Annotated in this window: 19 protein-coding genes; 17 read left to right on the top strand and 2 right to left on the bottom strand. The window is 41.7% G+C overall.

Translation table 11 applies throughout. The features are described 5' to 3' along the window. Positions 1-121: 121 nt before the first annotated feature. The 14 genes from QM738_RS17945 (at position 122) to QM738_RS17880 (ending at position 15580) form a co-directional block, all read left to right on the top strand. Positions 122-1639, top strand: a complete 1518-nt coding sequence (locus QM738_RS17945; protein ID WP_462278109.1) for a T9SS type A sorting domain-containing protein — start codon at positions 122-124, stop codon at positions 1637-1639. Positions 1640-1770: 131 nt separating this feature from the next. Beyond that, a complete protein-coding gene (locus QM738_RS17940) occupies positions 1771-2565 on the top strand; it encodes a thymidylate synthase (protein ID WP_462278108.1) in 795 nt (264 codons plus the stop codon). Positions 2566-2701: 136 nt separating this feature from the next. Then, complete coding sequence (locus tag QM738_RS17935; protein WP_462278107.1) at positions 2702-4303, top strand: OmpA family protein; 1602 nt, start codon at positions 2702-2704, stop codon at positions 4301-4303. A 178-nt stretch (positions 4304-4481) separates the two neighbouring features. Next, the gene (locus QM738_RS17930; RefSeq protein WP_462278106.1) at positions 4482-4973 is read left to right on the top strand and encodes a dihydrofolate reductase; all 492 of its coding nucleotides are present in this window, start codon (positions 4482-4484) and stop codon (positions 4971-4973) included. Further along, positions 4970-5530 carry a hypothetical protein gene (locus QM738_RS17925; RefSeq protein ID WP_462278105.1) on the top strand — a complete coding sequence of 187 codons (561 nt, stop codon included), beginning with the start codon at positions 4970-4972 and terminating at the stop codon, positions 5528-5530. Before QM738_RS17930 ends, QM738_RS17925 begins: the two co-directional genes overlap by 4 nt. Further along, positions 5530-6327: an O-methyltransferase gene (locus QM738_RS17920; RefSeq protein WP_462278104.1), complete on the top strand. Its 798-nt coding sequence runs from the start codon at positions 5530-5532 to the stop codon at positions 6325-6327. Before QM738_RS17925 ends, QM738_RS17920 begins: the two co-directional genes overlap by 1 nt. An 88-nt stretch (positions 6328-6415) precedes the next feature. Further along, a complete protein-coding gene (locus QM738_RS17915; protein ID WP_462278103.1) occupies positions 6416-7540 on the top strand; it encodes a Re/Si-specific NAD(P)(+) transhydrogenase subunit alpha in 1125 nt (374 codons plus the stop codon). A 75-nt stretch (positions 7541-7615) separates the two neighbouring features. Further along, the gene (locus QM738_RS17910) at positions 7616-7924 is read left to right on the top strand and encodes an NAD(P) transhydrogenase subunit alpha part 2 (RefSeq protein ID WP_462278102.1); all 309 of its coding nucleotides are present in this window, start codon (positions 7616-7618) and stop codon (positions 7922-7924) included. A gap of 73 nt (positions 7925-7997) precedes the next feature. After that, on the top strand, positions 7998-9422 hold the full coding sequence (locus QM738_RS17905) for an NAD(P)(+) transhydrogenase (Re/Si-specific) subunit beta (RefSeq protein WP_462278101.1): 1425 nt from the start codon (positions 7998-8000) through the stop codon (positions 9420-9422). A gap of 247 nt (positions 9423-9669) precedes the next feature. Beyond that, positions 9670-10305 (top strand): adenylyl-sulfate kinase, encoded by a 636-nt coding sequence (cysC, locus tag QM738_RS17900; protein ID WP_462278100.1) that lies wholly within the window; start codon positions 9670-9672, stop codon positions 10303-10305. Positions 10306-10340: 35 nt separating this feature from the next. After that, positions 10341-11174: a sulfotransferase gene (locus QM738_RS17895; protein WP_462278099.1), complete on the top strand. Its 834-nt coding sequence runs from the start codon at positions 10341-10343 to the stop codon at positions 11172-11174. 36 nt (positions 11175-11210) lie between these two features. Then, positions 11211-12329 (top strand): OmpA family protein, encoded by a 1119-nt coding sequence (locus QM738_RS17890; protein ID WP_462278098.1) that lies wholly within the window; start codon positions 11211-11213, stop codon positions 12327-12329. Positions 12330-12340: 11 nt separating this feature from the next. Beyond that, on the top strand, positions 12341-12988 hold the full coding sequence (locus tag QM738_RS17885) for an alpha/beta fold hydrolase (RefSeq protein ID WP_462278097.1): 648 nt from the start codon (positions 12341-12343) through the stop codon (positions 12986-12988). A 120-nt stretch (positions 12989-13108) separates the two neighbouring features. Beyond that, a complete protein-coding gene (locus QM738_RS17880) occupies positions 13109-15580 on the top strand; it encodes a DUF5686 and carboxypeptidase regulatory-like domain-containing protein (protein WP_462278096.1) in 2472 nt (823 codons plus the stop codon). A 3-nt stretch (positions 15581-15583) separates the two neighbouring features. Here QM738_RS17880 and QM738_RS17875 read toward each other — a convergent pair whose 3' ends face one another. Continuing rightward, positions 15584-16348, bottom strand: coding sequence for an META domain-containing protein (locus tag QM738_RS17875; RefSeq protein WP_462278095.1), 765 nt, complete (start codon positions 16346-16348; stop codon positions 15584-15586). Between the two features lie 168 nt (positions 16349-16516). Between QM738_RS17875 and QM738_RS17870 the strand changes: the two genes are divergently transcribed. After that, positions 16517-17362, top strand: a complete 846-nt coding sequence (locus QM738_RS17870; RefSeq protein WP_462278094.1) for a maleylpyruvate isomerase N-terminal domain-containing protein — start codon at positions 16517-16519, stop codon at positions 17360-17362. A 215-nt stretch (positions 17363-17577) separates the two neighbouring features. Here QM738_RS17870 and QM738_RS17865 read toward each other — a convergent pair whose 3' ends face one another. Further along, the gene (locus tag QM738_RS17865) at positions 17578-18309 is read right to left on the bottom strand and encodes a hypothetical protein (protein ID WP_462278093.1); all 732 of its coding nucleotides are present in this window, start codon (positions 18307-18309) and stop codon (positions 17578-17580) included. A gap of 175 nt (positions 18310-18484) precedes the next feature. Here QM738_RS17865 and QM738_RS17860 point away from each other — a divergent pair, with 175 nt between their 5' ends. Together QM738_RS17860 and QM738_RS17855 are read left to right on the top strand one after the other, a co-directional pair. Beyond that, positions 18485-18796: a Dabb family protein gene (locus QM738_RS17860; protein ID WP_462278092.1), complete on the top strand. Its 312-nt coding sequence runs from the start codon at positions 18485-18487 to the stop codon at positions 18794-18796. A 69-nt stretch (positions 18797-18865) separates the two neighbouring features. After that, a complete protein-coding gene (locus QM738_RS17855) occupies positions 18866-20221 on the top strand; it encodes a methyltransferase RsmF C-terminal domain-like protein (RefSeq protein ID WP_462278091.1) in 1356 nt (451 codons plus the stop codon). Positions 20222-20261: the final 40 nt, after the last annotated feature.

Genomic DNA, 20261 nt, shown 5'->3' with positions numbered 1-20261 from the left:
CTATACTTCCTGCATTTATTTGCCTGTAACCGCCCGTTCACAAAGCCGGTAATACCGAATACTAAATGAAACTGTTAATGATACTAAGGCGCCCTATTTTTATTGTATAAAATTTTGCGGGATGAAAACAAGTTCTGTCATAACCATACTGCTACTGTGCGCCGCACCTGCTTTGCATGCACAGGATGTGTTTAAAGCTACCAGCGGCACCATCATTACGGTGCAAAACGGCGCCAGCCTGTATATTTCAGGCGGTGGCCTTGCATTGGATAATGGCAGTACAGTAAGCAATGCCGGTACTATCACCATAGCCCGTACAGGCGGCAACACCGCCGACCTTACAGATAATACGGTAACCCCTTATAATTATGGCACAGGTAAATTTGTTTTTAATGGTTCCGGCACACAAACCGTCAACAGTCCCAACCAGTTTGAAAGAATTGATGTGGACAATACAGGATTGACGCTTGCCGGTAATACCAGGGCCAATACCTGGTTTTTAAAATCCGGTAAGGTTACCACGGGTGCTTTTATGGCCATAGCCAGTGCTGCTGCGGCCGGCGCGGTGCAGGCAGATGCTGCCAATACCAATTTTGCCAATTCGTGGATCAATGGAAAACTGCGGCGCTTTATTACACCTGCTTTAGTAAATAATTACCAGTTTCCCGTGGGTGATGCCAGCAGGGTGAATATGGCCGAGATGGATAATTTAACGGCGGCGCCTTTAACGGGTACCAGCTATGTGGATATTTCTTTTGGTCCCAAACCCGGTAATGATGTGGGGTTGAATGTTACGGAGAACGGAACAGCTTATTCTTCCATCAGCACCGGTGGTGTTTGGTATATTGTTCCGGATGCAGTACCTGCTTCGGGTAAATACGATCTTAAATTATATTTCAACGGTTTTACCGGCTTATCGGATAATAAATTTGCCATGCTGCGCAGGCCCGATGCCTCCAGCAATGCAGCTGAATGGATCGTGCCGGTTGGCAGTACTTTACCTGTCGTTGGTAATCCCGGCCGCCTGGTGGCAGATGGTTATGCCCGCAGGAATAATATCAGCAGCTTCAGCCAATGGGGCATTGGCATCACGCTATCGCCACTGCCTTTGCAGTTGCTTAATTTCTATGCGGTTAAAAAAGATAAAAGTGTGCTGCTGCAATGGACCACGGCCAACGAGATCAATACCAGCCATTTTGAAATATTCAAAGGGCCGCAACCTTCTGCTATGAGTTACCTGGATAAAGTAACAGCAACAGGTACTTCGGGCAATCATAGTTACGATTATACCGATTACAAACCATTGAAGGGCCTGAGTTTTTACCAGCTGAAAATGTTTGATAAAGACAATAGTTTTAAACTGAGCGAAACAGTAAAAGTGAATTTTGAGGATATCAATATGCTTAGTGTGTATCCCAATCCTGTTGTAGACCGTAACCTGTTTGTTGAATACAACGGTGGAAAAGTAAAAGAGATCAAACTGATCGCTGCGGATGGTAAACAGTTAGTGTGCAGTTTCGTTGCACAGTTGGGCGGGCAGCTGAAAGTTGCTGTGCCGGCCATTATCGCCAAGGGCGCTTATACGCTGCAACTGGTTACGGATGATGGCTTAAGAAATACTACAATACTTGTACAATAAGCAAGTCAGCTTGAACAATCTGCCCCCGACCAGTCGGGGGCTTTTTTATTGCTTAAAACAGGATAGAATTTTTGAACAATCCTTAATAACTTTCAACCTTCAACTTTCAACTTTTAACTTACTTTGCAGCCATGCAGCAGTATTTAGACCTTGTAAAACATATCATCACAACCGGCAACGATAAAAGCGACCGTACCGGCACAGGAACAAGAAGCGTTTTTGGCTACCAGATGCGTTTTGACCTGGCGGAAGGGTTTCCTCTGGTGACCACAAAAAAAACGCATTTAAAAAGTATTATTTATGAATTGCTGTGGTTTTTGCAGGGCGATACCAATATTGGTTATCTAAAAGAACACAATGTAAAAATATGGGACGAGTGGGCCGATGCTGACGGCAACCTGGGCCCCGTGTATGGCAAGCAATGGCGCAGCTGGGCAGGTGCTGATGGCGTGGAAGTGGACCAGGTAAAAGAATTGATCCATACCATTAAAAATAATCCCGACAGCAGGCGTATGATCATCAGTGCCTGGAATGTGGCGGACCTGCCGAAGATGAAACTGATGCCCTGTCATTGTTTGTTCCAATTCTATGTCGCAAACGGTAAATTAAGTTGCCAGTTGTACCAACGCAGCGCTGATGTATTTTTAGGCGTGCCTTTTAATATTGCTTCCTATGCTTTATTAACGATGATGATCGCACAGGTGTGCGACCTGGAACCGGGAGAATTCATTCACAGCTTTGGCGATGTGCATTTATACAATAATCATTTTGAACAGGCGGAACTGCAATTGACAAGAACGCCTTTCCCTTTGCCAACAATGAAGGTCAATCCTGCAGTGAAAGATATTTTCAGCTTTAAGTTTGAGGATTTTGAATTGGTGAATTATCAGTCTCATCCAGGTATAAAGGCGCCGGTGGCAGTGTAACCATTAAGAAGTTAAGGGAATTAAGGAAAACTTTGTGACACTTTGAGTCTTAGTGTCTTAGTGGTTTAAGAATTTAATACGCTTCACATATTATTTTGCTCTTTTTTTCGTTGTAAGGTGAGGTAAAATCCATCTTATGAGAAAAATCTCTACATTTTGCTTATTTATTTTTTCTGTCATTACTGCGGTAGCCCAACCTTCCCGGGATACTACTTTAAAAGAGCAGAAGGAAAACATCATTAAAGAAACCACCATTGTGCAGGTGGAAAACCTGGGCGAGTTGATCAATACAGAGCATCCCGAGATGCGGCCCACTATTTCTGCGGATGGTAATTTATTGTTCTTCATCCGGCAGAATGATCCGGCCAATATTCAATACGAAACAGTTCCCAATTCACAGGATATATGGTATTCCACCAGGGATACTACTGGTAAATGGAGCAAGGCAAAACATTTAAGCGCTAAAGTAAATGCATCGCAATACAATGCGGTGTACTGGATATCTCCCGACTTAAATACGATCTTACTGAAAGGTTCTTTTATTGATGGCCAATATTTAGGCATGGGTGTAAGTATGATACACAAACGCCCCGATAACAGCTGGACCAATGCAGAGATGCTGAAGATCCGCAATTTTAATAAGTTCAGTTTTACACAGCAGATCGGTGCTTCGATGGGACATGATGGCAAGACCTTATTGTTTTATATGACCGATAAGAAGAACAGTTATGAGAATGATCTCTATGTTTCTTTTTTAGAAGGCAATGATATATGGACCGCTCCTAAAAGTTTAGGAAAAAAGATCAACCTGCCCGATTATAATGAAATGAGTCCATTTATTGCGGCGGATGGTGTAACGCTGTATTTCAGCAGCGACCGGCCGGGTGGATTAGGCGAGAATGATATCTGGATGAGTAAAAGATTAGATGACAGCTGGACCAAGTGGAGTGATCCTGTTAATTTAGGCGCTCCAATCAACACTGCAGGTTCCGAAGCATTCTTTACGCTGGATGCCGGTGGTGAATATGCTTATCTTACTTCGAGTGATGGGGCTTTTGGTGCAAGCGATATCGTTAGGGTAAAGTTGCTGGAGAAAGAAAAGCCTAACCCGGTTGTATTGGTGAGTGGTAATGTATACAACGCCAAAACAAAAGAACCACTTACGGCATCACTTATTTACGAAACATTACCGGATGGTGCAGAAGCAGGTAATGGTGTGAGCAGCCCGGTGGATGGTTCGTTTAAAATTGTATTGCCTTACGATAAGAATTACAGCATCCGTGCTTCGGCAGATAAATTCTTTGCAATTTCTGAAAACCTGAATTTAGATTCATTGATAAAAGCGGGGTATAAAGAGATCCATAAAGACCTGTACCTGGCGCCGATAGAAATTGGACAGGTGTTCCGTTTGAATAATGTGTTCTTTGATTTTGATAAATTCGGTTTAAGACCTGAATCTTTTGTAGAGCTGGATCGTGTAGTGAAATTCCTGAACGATTATCCGAATGTTGAAATTGAAATGAGTGCGCATACGGATAGTAAAGGTTCGGATCAGTATAACTTTACGTTGAGTGATAACAGGGCCAAATCGGTGAGGGAATATATCTTATCGAAAGGTATTGCTGCCTCAAGGATCGTATCGCAGGGTTATGGCGAAACCAAGCCTGTTGCCACCAATGATACAGATGAAGGCCGGCAGCTGAACCGCCGTGTGGAATTCAAGATATTGAAGAATTAGAAAAATAGCCCGCAGACTGCGCAGATATCGCTGATGAAAAAAATCGTTCTCTGCGAGATAAGCGTAATCTGCGGGATACAATATCTTTTCTGCGATATCCGCGTAATCTGCGGGAACGATATCTTTTCTGCGTGATTAGCGTAATCTGCGGGCAACCAGAATTCCGTATTTTTGCGCCATGATCTCAATAATAGTAGCAGCTGCAGAAAATAATGCCATTGGAAGAGAAGGTGAATTACTCTGGACCTTGCCCAACGATATGAAATTTTTCAAGAACACCACCTGGGGGCTTCCGGCGATAATGGGACGCAAAACCTACGAAAGCTTAGGCAAGCCACTCCCTGGCCGTATCAATATTGTAATTACAAGGCAGGAAGGATGGAAAGCCGAAGGCGTGATAGTGGCGAAGGATATTAACGAGGCGCTGCAAAAAGCAAAAGAGACTAACTGCAAAGAAATTTTTATCATTGGCGGTGGTGAAATTTATAAACAGAGCATGGATATCACCGACCGCATTTATCTTACAAGGGTGCATCATTCATTTGCAGATGCAGACGCCTTTTTTCCTGCAATAGATGAGAATAAATGGCAATTGAAAAGCAATGAAGATTTTGGATTTGATGCCAAGCATGCTTATTCTTATTCCTTCCAAACCTGGGAGAGAAAATGATAGTGCTGGAATTTGAATTTCCATTTATACAGGCATTTATTTTTTGCCATAGTGTATTGCTGATTATTTCATTATTGGTTTCTCTCCTAAAGAAAACATCCGTTAAAACGGAAAGTAAAAACTGGATATACACTCTCAATACATGGCTACCTCCATTTGCCGTTATCAGTTTTATTTTATCTTTTAAAGACCTGCTGATTGAGTGGTATCAGCAAACCCCCTATGAATGGTATCAAATTCAGGAACTACATTGGAAAGTGGTTTTTTATATGCAGCATTTTATAGCGCCTTTGATAGGTGTGCTGTTTTTCTTCCAAAAATTACGCTTAAACGCATTGCTTATACTATTATATTTAATAGCACAAAATATTTATATTATTGAAGCAGTAATAATAAAGTGGACCAAGGACTTTCAACCATCAGGCTGGTCAACTGAAGAAAATTCTCCTGGGGATACAATTATCCAATGTTTATTGCCACTAGTTTTATCGGGGACTGTTTATTTTGTATTGCATAAAAGAAAAAAATTGCCTTACCCTTCTTTATTTTTGAAATAATGTACAGCAAATTTCAACTGGCAAAAAAATACCTGCATTATTATTTTACTGCATCCAACAGTAAGGGACATGGTGTGCATTCGCCGTTTGTGTTTGACTTCATTAAGTTTGTAAAGAATGATAAAAAGCAATACGGTTGTTATACATTGATTGAAGCACAACGGAAAAAATTATTGCAGGATGATACGGTGATAGAAGTGGAAGATTTTGGCGCCGGCTCATCAGTTATTAAAACCAACAGCAGGGTTGTAAAAAATATTGCAGCTTCTTCTTTAAAACCCAAACGGTTTTCGCAATTGCTGTTTCGCATGGCGCAGCATTATCAACCTAAAACAATACTGGAGCTGGGCACTTCTTTTGGTATTACCAGCGCTTATCTTGCAGCAGGTAATAAAAATGCTATGGTATATACCTGCGAGGGTGCCAAAAATATTGCGGCCATTGCGGCAAAAAATTTTGATACACTCCAGCTGAAAAATATTGTTTTGACAGAAGGCGATTTTGCAAAGACCTTGCCGCCGCTTTTATCCTCCTTACAAAATATTGACCTGGCATTTGTAGATGGCAATCATCGCAAACAACCCACGCTGGATTATTTTGAGCAATTACTGAAAGTATCCAACCCCGCTACAATTCTGATCTTTGATGATATACACTGGAGCGAAGAAATGGAGGCGGCCTGGGCAGAGATACAACAACACGCTGCTGTAACACTCACCATCGATCTCTTTTTTATCGGCATCGTTTGCATTAACAGCAGTTTTAAAGCAAAGCAGCATTTTACCCTCCGGTTTTGATGAAATGAATATGAAATTTTGAAAAACTGCCCGCCTGCTCAGGAGCGGGAGGCATTTTTTGTTATCTTCGCTACAACCATTTTAATATATGACAATTGGCGTTTTAAGAGAACCAACACCTGAAACAAGAGTCTCATTATTACCGGAACATTTAGCTACCCTTAAAAAATGGAATGTAAATGTCTGCATCGAAAGCGGCGCCGGCGCTACTGCCTTTGCCAACGACGATAAATACATCGAAGCGGGCGCAACTGTAAAATCCAGGTTAGAAGTATTACAAACAAGTGATCTCATCCTTTCCATAAACACCCCCGCTCAATCTGAGATCGACAATCTACAATCTAAAATAATCTTAGGTGTATTTCAACCCTTATTCAACGCAACAGTAATAAAAGACTGGGCCGAAAAAAATATCACTGTATTCAGTATGGATATGCTGCCCCGTACCACCAGGGCGCAAAGCATGGATATACTCAGCAGCCAGGCCAATATTGCCGGTTATAAAGCGGTGTTGCAGGCAGCTAATTTATTTCCTAAATATTTTCCCATGTTCATGACGGCGGCGGGCAGCGTGCCTCCTGCTAAAATGCTGATACTGGGCGCCGGTGTTGCGGGCCTGCAGGCTATTGCAACTGCCAAGCGTTTAGGTGCCGTAGTGGAAGTATTTGATACAAGGCCGGCAGTAAAAGAAGAAGTACAAAGCCTCGGCGCAAAATTTGTGGAAGTGGAAGGCGCAGCAGATGCCAGCAAAGCCGGTGGTTATGCGGTGGAACAAACAGAAGAGTTTTTACAAAGACAAAAAGCGAAAATAGCAGAAAGTGTTGCCAAGGCAGATATTGTGATCACTACTGCACAGATACCTGGTAAAAAAGCACCGGTACTGATCACCAGAGCAATGATAGAATCGATGAAGAATGGTTCGGTGATCATTGATATTGCTGCAGCAACGGGTGGTAATACAGAAATTACACAGACAGATACAACAGTTGTTCATAATGGTGTGAGCATCGTCGGCAATTCGTTTTTAGCCGGCACAATGCCCAGTGATGCCAGCAAATTGTATGGAAAAAATATCCTGAACTTTTTGCAACTCATCATCACCAAGGACGGCGCTGTGAATTTGAATTTTGAAGATGATCTTGTAAAAGGCACCTGCATTGCACATGGCGGGGCAGTTACGAATGAAAGAGTGAACGCAATTATTAATGGATAATTGAGTAATGAATAATTGATAATGTTGCAGAAGCACATTCAACCAGTTAACCAATAAACTAATTAACTAATAGAGATGGAAAATTTTTTGCAATGGATATCTGCCAATCAACAGATCATTTACATAGTGATACTGATGGTATTTGTGGGTATTGAAGTGATAGGCCGTGTACCGAGTGTGTTGCATACACCTTTGATGAGCGGCGCCAATGCTATACATGGCGTGGTGATCATTGGTGCCATCATTGTGATGGGCAAGGCGGAACAGGATAATTATTTAGCATTGATATTGGGATTTCTTGCCGTGATACTGGGAACACTGAATGTGGTGGGTGGTTTCGTGGTTACGGACAGGATGCTGGAAATGTTCAAGAAGAAAAAGTGACGTGGATTACACGAATTATAACTAATTACACGAATTAAAATCTCGGCGGTTCTGTGCTGCTGCGTGAAAAATTATGGAATTAAACATACTCACAATTTGTTACCTGGTTGCTTCAGTAACTTTTATTTTGGGATTAAAAATGTTGTCTAACCCTGCTACTGCACGTAAGGGAAATTTAGTAGCGGCATTCGGTATGACGATCGCTATTATTGGTACCATCTTTTTATATAAGAACAGTGAAACAGGTGAAGGCTTGCATAACTATGGATGGATATTTGGCGGTTTATTGATCGGTGGTATTGTGGGTACACTGGCAGCAAAAAAAGTAAAGATGACAGCCATGCCCGAAATGGTGAGTTTGTTCAATGGCATGGGTGGCGCATGTGCGATGCTGATATCGGTGGTGGAGTTTAACCATTTATCAAAAGAATTGTCGGCCGGTATGCTTGATGCAGGCAGTATTCAACCGACCGTTTTAATAATTGTACTGGGCCTGGTGATCGGCTCGGTTTCTTTTGCAGGTAGCATGATTGCATGGGGTAAACTGAATGGCCGTGTAAAAGATTTTAGTTTTCCCGGCCAGAATATTCTTAATCTTATCATTCTTGGTGCTGCGTTGGCCGGCGCTGTTTACCTGGTGATCGATCCTGCACAATCTTATTTACTGTATGTTATTTTAGTACTGAGTTTAGTATATGGTATCTTGTTCGTTATGCCCATCGGCGGTGCGGATATGCCCGTGGTAATTTCTTTACTCAATTCATTTACCGGTGTGGCAGCAGCCTGCGGCGGATTTTTATACGACAATAAAGTAATGCTTACCGGCGGTATACTGGTAGGTGCTGCAGGTACACTGCTTACCATATTAATGTGTAAGGCAATGAACCGCTCGCTGGCGAATGTATTGATCGGTTCATTTGGTGGTAATAGTAATGCAGCAACGGGAGGTGGTAAAAAAGAACAGGGACATTATAAAGAGATCAGCATGGCTGATGCTGCAATGGTAATGGCCTATGCCAATAAAGTAATGATCGTGCCCGGTTATGGTTTGGCTGTGGCGCAGGCACAACATACCTGCCACGAACTGGAAAAGATATTGAATGAAAAGGGAGTGGAAGTATTTTACGCCATTCACCCGGTTGCAGGCCGTATGCCCGGCCACATGAACGTGCTGCTGGCAGAAGCCGATGTGAGTTATGATAAACTGCTGGAAATGGAACAGGCCAATGATGAATTTAAAACCAGTGATGTAGTACTGATACTCGGCGCTAATGATGTGGTAAATCCTGCTGCAAAAACCGACCCGGCCTCACCCATATACGGAATGCCCATCCTGGAAGTTGAACAGGCCAAAAATGTGATCGTAAACAAACGCAGCATGAAACCTGGCTATGCAGGTATTGAAAATGATCTCTTCTTTCAACCCAAAACAAGTATGTTGTTTGGCGATGCAAAAAAAGTATTGCAGGACCTTTGCGCAGAAATTAAAAGTGTTTAAACATTAAAAAAGTCCTGTTCAACCTGCAGGTGTTACATACGTTAACAACCGCTTAACTATAAATTTTTCAGGCGCCCTGCTAAAAAAAATAATTATTAAAATGCCGTTTTTCATTGGGAAAACGGCATTTTTTATTGATACACAATTGTAAATGTAGCATCACTTACCCTGTCTTTAATATCGCTTTAAATATTCTTTAATAGTTTTTTAATCCCGCTTTAATAGCTTCAACCCAACCAATCATTTATTGCTTACATCTTTTTATTGGTTGGCTTTAAACATTTTTAACAAACCACAGTCTTTCATTAAAATTAAAAAAATGATCATTCAGTTTTGCGGATTATCGGGTGCTGGTAAAAGCACATTGGCAAGAGAAGCGGAAAAACAATTGCAGCAGTTGGGTATCGAAGTGGAGATCATTGATGGTGATGAATACCGTGCCACTTTATGTAAAGGTCTTGGTTTTTCCAGGCAGGATCGTTTTGAGAACATGCGGCGTATGGCGTTTGTAGCACACCAGTTATCGAAACATAATATTGTAGCCATTATCTGTGCTATCAATCCTTATGATGAGATCCGCAGTGAAATATCAACAACCTATCCCGGTGTGGTTACCATGCATATTGACTGTTCGGTGGAAGTGTTGAAATCGAGGGATACAAAGGGATTATATCAAAAAGCTTTTTTGCCTGCCGGCCATCCACAAAAACTGCATAACCTTACCGGCATCAACGATACATTTGATACACCATCACAACCGGATCTTTATATCAACACTGATGCGGATACTATCATCAATTGTTCCGGTAAGATTGTGGAGTTTGTACAGGAAACACTTGCAAAAGGCCTATTTGCCAAAGTACCCGCAATGGAAAATAATTAACACTGCTGCAACAGCAGCAAAACCACCAATATAATATGAGTGCAAAAGTTTTAGTAGTAGTAGGTATGCATCGTTCCGGAACCTCCCTGATAACACAATGGTTGAATCGCTGTGGACTTTTTATAGGCAGCAACCTTGTTGGTCCCGCCATAGGAAATTTAAACGGCCATTTTGAAGACGCAGATTTCCTGCGCATCCATCAAAAATTATTGCGTAAAAGAAGATTGCCCGAATCAGGATTGATTTTTAAAGACCTGCCCGAATTATCGGAGCTGGAAAAAACAGAACTGAAAGGAATAATAGAATCCAAGAACCGCAAACACGAAGAATGGGGCTGGAAAGAACCCCGTACCAGTCTTTTCCTGGGCGAATACAATGAACTGATACCCGGCGCTTTTTATGTAGTGGTGGTGCGGAGCTTTAATGCCACCGTTAATTCGCTGGTAACAAGGCAACATAAAATGGAAGAAAAAAAGTTCCATACAAAAAAAGGCTTATCAAAACTGAAGTGGAAACTGTTCAAACGAAAAAGCCTGGATAAGATATTTGAAACAGAGACCGACCGGTATTTAAAAGTATGGATACATTATTACGAAAAGATCTTCCAGCATATTCAATCCCTGCCGGAAGGACGCTTTATGTTCATCAACTATGCGCAACTGAACAGTAATGATGAAGATTTTTTTGCCATCCTGAAGAATAACTGGCATTTCAGCCTGGAATACATGCCTTTTAAAAATGTGTACGAACAGGACCTGCTGAGTGAAGTAAGGGATGTTACAAAATATGTACGCAACAAAGCATTGCTTACAAAAGCCATTGCTATAGAAAAAGAGATCAGTTTGCGCACTGCGCTGGAAACAGCCTAGCCTTTAATTTTTATTGTTTAAATTGCTTTTAAAAATTTGAATTTTATAAAGCAATGTATCTGCCTTTTTGTTTTGTTATTACTGCACAGCATACATGTGCATTGCCAGAACCTCTTTGCCAATCCGGGTTTTGAAGATCTCAACAACTGCACAGAATTTCATGCGGATTGTGCACCGGAAGCCTGGTTCAATATTCCTGCAACCAATTACCTGGTACACGGCAGCCTGGCGCCGAGGCCAATGCTCGGTCACATGGTGCTGGTATTGCCCGTGGGCAGTGTGATGGAGAATTTTAATAAACCGCGTTTTGTTTACACGGCGCTTTGCTGCCCTTTAAAAGCCGGCCTCCAGTACGATCTCTCTTTTTATGTAAACAGTGGCAAAATGGATTTTGCCGGGCTTAATTTTTATTTTACTTCCTACGAACCCACACTTGCAACCGTAAAAAGCATGCTTACAGCACCTATCAGCATTACAGCAGCTGATCTAAGTGGCGATTTCAAAGAAAACTGGAAATACGTGAAAACTTCGTATACAGCTTCGGGTAAGGAAAAGTATTTTGTCATCAGCACCTTCGGCCTTCCTATAATAAATTATGAAATGAGGAGCGCTATGAACAGCAGCGGTGATATTTTGTATTTTATCGACGAGATACAATTAAAGCCGCAAATTCCACAACCTGCCTGCACGGGCTATGCAGCAACTGTAAAAACAATGTATGATTATAATTACAGGCACTCCGATAACCTGCCCGTATTTAAAGTAACGGAAGAAAAGCCAACAGTGAAATTTACCACGGATACACTTGCCATACCCGGCCTGCTGTTTGATGTGAACAGTGCCGAATTAAAAAAGCCTGTCACCAATATTTTAGATAGCCTTACAACAGTGCTGGGCAGTAAGAAATTTTTAAAAGTTGACATTACAGGACATACAGATAACAGTGGCTCCGAAAAAAATAACCTGGCGCTTTCTGCTGCAAGGGCCGAAGCAATAAAAACCTATCTTGCAAATAAATTTCCGGCCCTTACAGATAAATTTTTCGCAAGCGGCAAAGGACAATACGCACCGGTTGCAGATAACAATTCTTCAAACGGTAAACAGAAGAACAGGCGGGTGGAAATTGTGATCACTTACATTAACATACAGCAATAAAATAAATAACCGTGACCATTTATTTTTTCAGTGGATTAGGTGCAGACAGCAGGGCTTTTAAGAACCTGGTATTTGAGCCCGGAATAAAAACGGTTTTTGTAGACTGGATAGAGCCGTATAAAAATGAACCCATGGCTGCTTATGCCAAAAGGCTTACAGCTGTTATAGATCAATCTGCTCCATTTATATTGATAGGCTTATCATTCGGAGGCATGCTGGCAACCGAGGCATTGCAATTTATTTCGCCGCAAAAAACCATCCTTATATCCAGCGCTGCAAGAAGGCAGGAACTACCGTTTTATTATAAAATGGCCGGTGCTTTAAAACTCAATAAATTATTACCGAAGAAGAATATTCATAAGAGCAATATGTTTACCAACTGGGTATTCAGTATCTCCTCCAGGAGTGATAGATTTTTACTGGAAGATATATTGACGTCTTCCAATCCTTCTTTTTCGCAATGGGCCATCAATGAAATTGTGAATTGGAAACGCACGACCACACCCGAAAATATAATCCGCATACATGGTAATAAAGACAGGGTGCTGCCCATCATCAATTTTAAACCGCATTACCTGCTGGATGCAGGCGGACATTTCATGATCGTGAACCGGGCGGCCGAAATATCGGGTATACTGCGATCTATCATTGCGGAATAAAAGTACGAGTACTTTCGCAGCTGTTGATTTTGTTAATTAATGTGTAATAAATAAAGGTACGGCTTAATATACCGGTGTTTTGATGCATTTTTATTGCTGTATAACCACGCCAAATCTTCTATGCGATCAATTCTACTGCTGCTTTCGTTGGGAATTTCTGCAACGGCATTGGGCCAATACCATACAATTTTTGGAAAGATCACGAACGGCAAACAGGAGCCGCTTGCATTTGCCAGTATACAGGTAAAAGAAATAAGAGCAGGTGCAGTAACAAAGGAAGACGGTACGTATTCATTGGAACTGGAGGAAGGAAAATTTGACCTGGTGATTACACTGGTGGGTTACAAACCACAGGTAATAACGGTGATAGTACGCAAGGCAGATATGGAGCAGAACATTATTATGGAAGCTGCTGATGCCACCAATCTTTCGGAAGTGGTGATAAAAGGCAAGAACCGCGACAGGGCGGAAGAATACATCCGCAACGTGATCCGTAATAAGGATCATATTATGAATGCAGCGGGTGATTATTCCTGCAAAGTATATATTAAAGCACTGCAGGAAGATTCGATGCCGCAGAAGAAAAGTAAAAAGCCCATCAGCGATTCTTTATTAAAAATACAACAGCTAAAAGCTGAAATGAATGGTATGGCCATGGCAGAGATCGTTTTGCAGCTTGATCATGGCAGTGGAAAAAAAATAAAAGAAGAAAGAACCGGTATTACAAAGAAGGGCAATACACAAAGCCTTTTTTATCTTACAGCTACTGATGGGGATTTTAATTTTTATGAGAATCTTATTAATGTTCCATCTATTTCACAAATGCCATTTTTATCTCCGTTAAGTTACAGTGGCTTACTTGCTTATCGCTATAAAGTTATCCGTACAGATATAGTAAAAGGCAGGAAGATCTACACCATCAGTGTTAAGCCCCGCCAGCTGAGCAATACCGCGATGGAAGGCGAGATAACGGTAATGGATAGCCTATGGGTGGTATTGCATACCAGGCTGAGTTTGCCAAAATATCATTTGCCGGAATACGATTTTTTTGAGGTGGAGCAGCAATACGATTTTGTGAACGATACTGCATGGATGATCACCCGGCAACAATTTACCTACAATGCCGTTTCCGGAAAGAAGAAGGCATCAGGACGTACCGTGGTGAGCTATAACAATTTTGAACTGAACAAAACTTTCGATAAAAAACATTTTGGTGTGGAAGTGAGCGCGGCAACAAAAGAAGCTTATAAAAGAGACAGCAGTTTTTGGCAAAGCAACCGTACGGAGCCATTAACAGAGAAAGAAGTACGCTTTATTCATTATAAAGACAGTATTTATTCTGCTACACATACAGAAGCTTATCTTGATTCTATGGATAGGAAGATCAATAAGATCACCTGGCAGAATCTTTTGTTCAAAGGGCAGAATTTCAATGATCATAAAAAAAGGCGCACCTGGTATATCCCGCCATTGCCTAATTTATACCAGCCATTGCAGTTTGGCGGTACCCGTATAGAACCTTCTGTGAATTATTTTAAAACTTTTGAATCCAGGAAGAACATCAGTGTATATGCGGATATCAGTTATGGCCTGCGCAATAAAGATATCAATGGCAACCTCCGCGTAAGCAGGATGTATAATCCTTTTAACCGGGGTACTTATAATGTAAGGGCGCAAAAGAATTTTGAATTCATCTTTAATGGCGATGCCTGGATCAATATGATCAGCCGCAGCAACCTTTATCTTAATAAAGGTGCAGGAGTTGGGCATAGCCTGGAGATCGCTAACGGTTTGTTCTTTTTTACAGATGTAGATATGTCCTTCCGCAGTTCTTTAAGCGGTTATAAGACCAATGATGCTTTCGACAGTTCTTTTTTAGGCGGTATCATTGATAGTAACCGGGCAAAGTCATTTGTGCCCACCAACGCATTCTACGGCAGTATCCGCCTGGAATATACGCCGCACCAGCGTTATATAAGAGAGCCCAAAGAAAAAGTGATACTCGGTTCCTCCTGGCCTACTTTTTATGTGTTGTTGAAAAAAGGGATACCTAAATTACTCAGCAGCGAAGTGAATTATGATTACCTGGAGTTTGGTATCAAACAATCCATCAAACTCGGTACAGTTGGAGTATCGTCTTATACTATAAAAAGCGGCTCTTTCATCAACAGGAAAGAACTGAGCCTGATAGATTATAAATACCAGCGCCGCGGTGATCCCTTATTATTTTTAAATCCGAATGAAGCATTTCAGTCACTGGATTCTACTTTCCCTGTATTCAAACGTTTTTACGAAGCGCATTATGTACATGAGTTCAATGGCGCTTTATTGAATAAGATCCCTTTCTTTAAAAAGATAGGACTGAGGGAAATTGCCGGCGGTGGCTTTTTATTTGCACCCGAAAGAAATAACCTGCGCTATGCCGAAATTTTCACCGGTGTGGAAAGAGTTTTTAAATATCCCTTTAACCAATTAGGCAAATTCAAACTCGGTTTTTATGTATCAGGGTCTGCTGCTAACCAGTTCCGGAATCCTGTACAGTTTAAGATCGGCGTTACCACCTGGGACAGGAAGAATGGCAAATGGTTCTAAGTGTTATTTTCTTTTAAAACGCATTACTGCAATATCACCGCTTATCATCGTTAAGGTATCATCGCTGATGCTGTAAGAAGTAACGGACTCCAATGTTTTAAAGAACACCGATTCGCCACCACCTTCGCAGGCCATCATGGTAGAAATGACCTGGCTGATCTTTATTTTATTTCCGTCCACATTTACTTTGCAGCCAAAACCATTGCAACCTCCATTGCCACTGGCCTCTGTGCGGGGCAGGTTGAAACTGATAAAAGGTTTTTTTGCCGGGAACAATCCTTCAAATGCAATTTTAGCGCCGGAGATATAATTGAGTTCCCAACTGCCATTAAGTTTTTTCTCTTCGGCAGTAACAGGTTTAACGCCCTGCAGTTTTGCAAGCACACCGGATGCATCGCTCAGTATCAACTGCCCGTTCTCAACCGACCAACTGGTGGCTTTTTGTATTGCGGCTAAAAATTTAGTTTCGGTATTATTCGCATCGCCATCCAGGCATGCCATACGGGTTACCGCCAATGGCGAAAATTTTATAGTGCTGCCTGACGATGTAAAGCTGCCGTTTAACCTGTTGCAACCAGTGCTGCCGCTTACTTTATTATCAGCAGTAAAATTCAATGCAGCATTAGAAGTGGGTAGCACTGTAATGCCCTGTACTTTGGTTAAATTCCATTGTAAATTGTACAAGTCTTTATTGCCAGCCATTTTTTTGGTGTTGCTGCAACTGCTTATTGCTGCAGCAAAGAAGATTAGTAAAAAAATATTTTTCATGATTGTGTTTTTATATGGATTAGAAATGAAATGCTATTACACAGCCAGGTTATAAAAGAAAACGTTAAAATGCTGTTCATAAAAATAATATCCTTATAAGCTGTTTGCAAGTGTAATGCTGTATTTTGTTTTTGATAGTTTTGCAGATATTTTAACACAGTAAAAATTATGCCTGACCTTAAAAAAGAAATACCGTTGCAAACCCTGCACCTGTTCCCGGTGCTGCACCACGAGTTGATAAAGTTGCTGCGGTCGCTTACTGCCGAAGAATGGGAGCGTTCCACCATTGCTAAATTATGGACGGTAAAAGATATCGCATCGCATTTGCTGGATGGCAATCTCCGTGTACTTTCTTTTTTACGCGATGGTTATTTTGGAGAAACACCGCCCGTTATTAATTCGTATGAAGACCTGGTGCAATGGCTGAATCATTTGAATATGAGCTGGACAAATGCCACTAAACGCCTGAGCCCGCAGGTAATAACGGAACTGATGGAAATAACGGGCCGGGAATATATTGTGCAGCTGGAAAAACTGGATCCATTTGAACCGGCCATCTTTGCCGTATCGTGGGCGGGAGAAAAAGAATCGAAGAACTGGTTTCATATAGCAAGGGAATACACCGAAAAATTCATTCACCAGCAACAGATAAGAGATGCAGTGAATAAACCTGCCCTGCTTACCAAAGAATTGTTCTATCCATTTATTGCAACGTTTATGTATGGCCTGCCGCATACATACAGGCGCACAGAAGCTACTGTTGGTACTGTGGTACAGGTAAATGTGGCTACCGAAATTGGCGGGCAATGGTTTATTGAAAGAACAACAAGCGGCTGGCAACTTACTGTGCATCCTGCAGCAACTGCATCATCAATTGTTACACTCACACCGGAAACGGCGTGGAAATTATTTTCAAAAGGTATCAGCCCTGCAATAGCATTGCGTGATGTGGTGATTGAAGGAGATAAAAAACTTGGCGCCATCGCCCTGCAGATGGTTTCCGTAATGGCCTGATAAAAATGCATGTAGAAAAACAGCTACGTAATTACAGTACAGGAACTAAAAAAATATTTTACACCTGTCGCTATCTTGTGCCTGTAAACCAGTACCCATTTTATTGACTACAATAAAACATTGATACAGGTAAACAGAAAATACAAAAACCTCAGGTACAGAGAAAGGGTGGACAGTTTGGAAAAACCGCCCCGCCCTTTTTCTTTTTAATGCTGTCAATATTTTTTAGCAATGGTATAATAAAAAATAGTTGGCGGTCCTTCCACTCCTGCAGCAGCCATTTTATCTTTCAGATCTTTGGATGCCATAAATGCTTTTGCTTTTTCCATATCCGTAATGGCAAACACGAGCCTTACCAGGTGATTGTCATCAACATCATGTCCTATCACCCTGTCAATAAGCCCGGCATCCATTCTTGTCTGTTTGTGGCTGTCAAATTCTTTTTTCCAGGCGTCAAAATCTTTTACCTTATGTGTTATCATCACCCGGTTCATGGTTGGAATAGTTGCAGTATCCATCACTACATTCTCCGCATAAAAAATACTGGGAGCACCGGTTACGCCGCCCTGCTTCATTTTTTCTTTTAATTGGGGCGAACCTGCCATTGCTTTTGCTTTAGCCACATCGGCCATGCGCATGGCTACCATTACCGTATTGGAATCGTTGCCAATTCCCCTGCCGATAACGTAGTTATTTAAACCATTTGCCTTGCGAGCAGAATCATCTGATTCGTACAGGGGTAACCATTTGGAATAACTTGCCACTTTGTGTATTACCACCAATACATTAAAAAGCTTAAACGCAGGTGGCTCGGGCGTTTTGGTGCTGTTGCTGTCTTTAGCAGCGGTAGTAGTACCCGTTTCTTTTTTTTCATCTGCATTGTTGCAGGCCATAAGGAATACTGCTATCATTAATGATACAGCAGTCAAAAATTTGAATTGCTTCATCTCTGGAAGTTTTAAGATTTAAAAATAAAAATTCAGGAAAGTACAGCGCAATAGTTTAGAAGGGGGAGTATCTTTCAGAAAAATAGGCATAATATTCCGGCATTGCAAGAGAAATCATTACAGAAATAACCGCCAGGCTTTAACTTTGCGCTTTAAATTTTAAATCATAGTAATAATGCAACAGGCTTTTATACACCATGTTTTTTTCTGGCTGAAAGAACCGGCCAACGAAACCCATAAAAAACAACTGGCAGAAGGATTGCAAAAACTATCTGCAGTAGCTACGATCAAAACCTATCATATTGGCCAGCCGGCCGCTACCAGCCGCGAAGTGATCGACAGTTCTTATTCGCTGTCGTGGTTGCTAACATTTGAAACTGCGGCCGACCAGGACAGCTACCAGGTAGATCCAATACATTTGGATTTTGTGAAAACGTGTTCGCACCTGTGGCAGAAAGTAGTGGTATACGATACCATTTCATTATAAGCTATTATTCATTTACCAATAAACCGGTACACCGTTGCCGGACAATATTCATTGCAGTTACCCGAAACATTGATAACATCTTTGCAAAATGCACCCGGCTTTGATGAAGAAGCCTTCCGGCAGGTGCATGCGTCGGGAACACAAATAACTTCGGTAAGGCTGAATCCTTCCAAGATAATTGATGATGGCGCTGCATTGTTTGGCCAGCCAACGGAAAATATTCCCTGGTGCAGCAACGGGCTTTACCTGGCAGAGCGGCCTTCATTTACAACGGATCCGCTTTTTCATGCAGGGGCTTATTATGTGCAGGAAGCCAGCAGTATGTTTTTACAGCAGGCATTGCAGCAAACGGTCGACCTTTCGCAGCCATTAAAAGTGCTGGACCTTTGTGCGGCACCGGGTGGTAAATCCACTTTGATAGAATCATTGATCAATGATGATAGTTTACTGGTGAGCAATGAAGTGATCAAGACCCGGGTGAATATACTAGCGGAGAATATCACCAAATGGGGAGCTGCCAATGTGATCGTTACCAATAATGATCCCAAAGATTTTGCAAGGCTCCAGGATCATTTTGATGTGATAGTGGTGGATGCCCCCTGCAGCGGCAGTGGTTTATTCCGCAAGGATAAAAATGCTGTGGAAGAATGGAGTTTGAATAATGTGGAACTGTGCAGCCAGCGCCAGCAGCGCATACTGGCAGATATTATGCCTTCATTAAAAGATGATGGGGTACTCATTTATTCCACCTGCTCTTATTCGCAGGAAGAAGATGAAGCAATTGGTGATTGGCTGGCAGAAGTATTTGATGTGGAAAGCCTGCGGCTGGATACCGGCACCAGCAACGGCATTGTTGAAACGATCTCTCCCGGGAAAAAAACCTATGGCTATCGTTTTTATCCTGATAAAATAAAAGGCGAAGGATTTTTTATCGCAGCATTTAAAAAAAGCGGATCAGCCGGGTCTGCCAATGCAGAAAAAAAAGCAAAGACTGCTGAAAAATTATCGAAGCAGGAAACAGAAACTGTAAGTGCGTGGTTAAAAGAACCCGCTCAATATTTTTTTATTAAGCAAAATGAAGAGATCATTGCAATACCACTTCACCTGCAGCAGGATCTTACTGCAATACAGGCTGCTTTGTATATAAAAAAAGCCGGTATAAGGATGGGCACCGTGATCCGTAACGAACTGATCCCTCATCATGAACTGGCGATGAGCAATATCATGAAAAATGAACTGCTTTTTTGCGATGTGGATATGGAGACTGCCCTGCAATACCTCCGCAGGCAGGATATAAAAACAGATACTACTTTAAAGGGCTGGGTCTTAATAAGGTACCGGCAATTACCGCTGGGATGGCTGAAAATAATGCCCAACCGTATCAATAATTACTATCCCAAGGAATGGCGTATTTTGAACAAGTAAAATAACGGTACAGTTGTTGCCATTGTTAACAAGTTAATGA

Origin of the sequence: Ferruginibacter sp. (genome assembly GCF_049840995.1) — a bacterium.
Taxonomy (GTDB): domain Bacteria; phylum Bacteroidota; class Bacteroidia; order Chitinophagales; family Chitinophagaceae; genus Ferruginibacter.
The sequence above is the reverse complement of the archived record's forward strand: the minus strand, read 5'-3'. Positions and strand labels throughout refer to the sequence as shown.

Coding starts and splice junctions, on each gene's coding strand:
- QM738_RS17945 (WP_462278109.1), top strand. CDS start 122: ATGAAAACAAGTTCTGTCATAACCATACTGCTACTGTGCGCCGCACCT.
- QM738_RS17940 (WP_462278108.1), top strand. CDS start 1,771: ATGCAGCAGTATTTAGACCTTGTAAAACATATCATCACAACCGGCAAC.
- QM738_RS17935 (WP_462278107.1), top strand. CDS start 2,702: ATGAGAAAAATCTCTACATTTTGCTTATTTATTTTTTCTGTCATTACT.
- QM738_RS17930 (WP_462278106.1), top strand. CDS start 4,482: ATGATCTCAATAATAGTAGCAGCTGCAGAAAATAATGCCATTGGAAGA.
- QM738_RS17925 (WP_462278105.1), top strand. CDS start 4,970: ATGATAGTGCTGGAATTTGAATTTCCATTTATACAGGCATTTATTTTT.
- QM738_RS17920 (WP_462278104.1), top strand. CDS start 5,530: ATGTACAGCAAATTTCAACTGGCAAAAAAATACCTGCATTATTATTTT.
- QM738_RS17915 (WP_462278103.1), top strand. CDS start 6,416: ATGACAATTGGCGTTTTAAGAGAACCAACACCTGAAACAAGAGTCTCA.
- QM738_RS17910 (WP_462278102.1), top strand. CDS start 7,616: ATGGAAAATTTTTTGCAATGGATATCTGCCAATCAACAGATCATTTAC.
- QM738_RS17905 (WP_462278101.1), top strand. CDS start 7,998: ATGGAATTAAACATACTCACAATTTGTTACCTGGTTGCTTCAGTAACT.
- QM738_RS17895 (WP_462278099.1), top strand. CDS start 10,341: ATGAGTGCAAAAGTTTTAGTAGTAGTAGGTATGCATCGTTCCGGAACC.
- QM738_RS17880 (WP_462278096.1), top strand. CDS start 13,109: ATGCGATCAATTCTACTGCTGCTTTCGTTGGGAATTTCTGCAACGGCA.
- QM738_RS17875 (WP_462278095.1), bottom strand. CDS start 16,348: ATGAAAAATATTTTTTTACTAATCTTCTTTGCTGCAGCAATAAGCAGT.
- QM738_RS17870 (WP_462278094.1), top strand. CDS start 16,517: ATGCCTGACCTTAAAAAAGAAATACCGTTGCAAACCCTGCACCTGTTC.
- QM738_RS17865 (WP_462278093.1), bottom strand. CDS start 18,309: ATGAAGCAATTCAAATTTTTGACTGCTGTATCATTAATGATAGCAGTA.
- QM738_RS17860 (WP_462278092.1), top strand. CDS start 18,485: ATGCAACAGGCTTTTATACACCATGTTTTTTTCTGGCTGAAAGAACCG.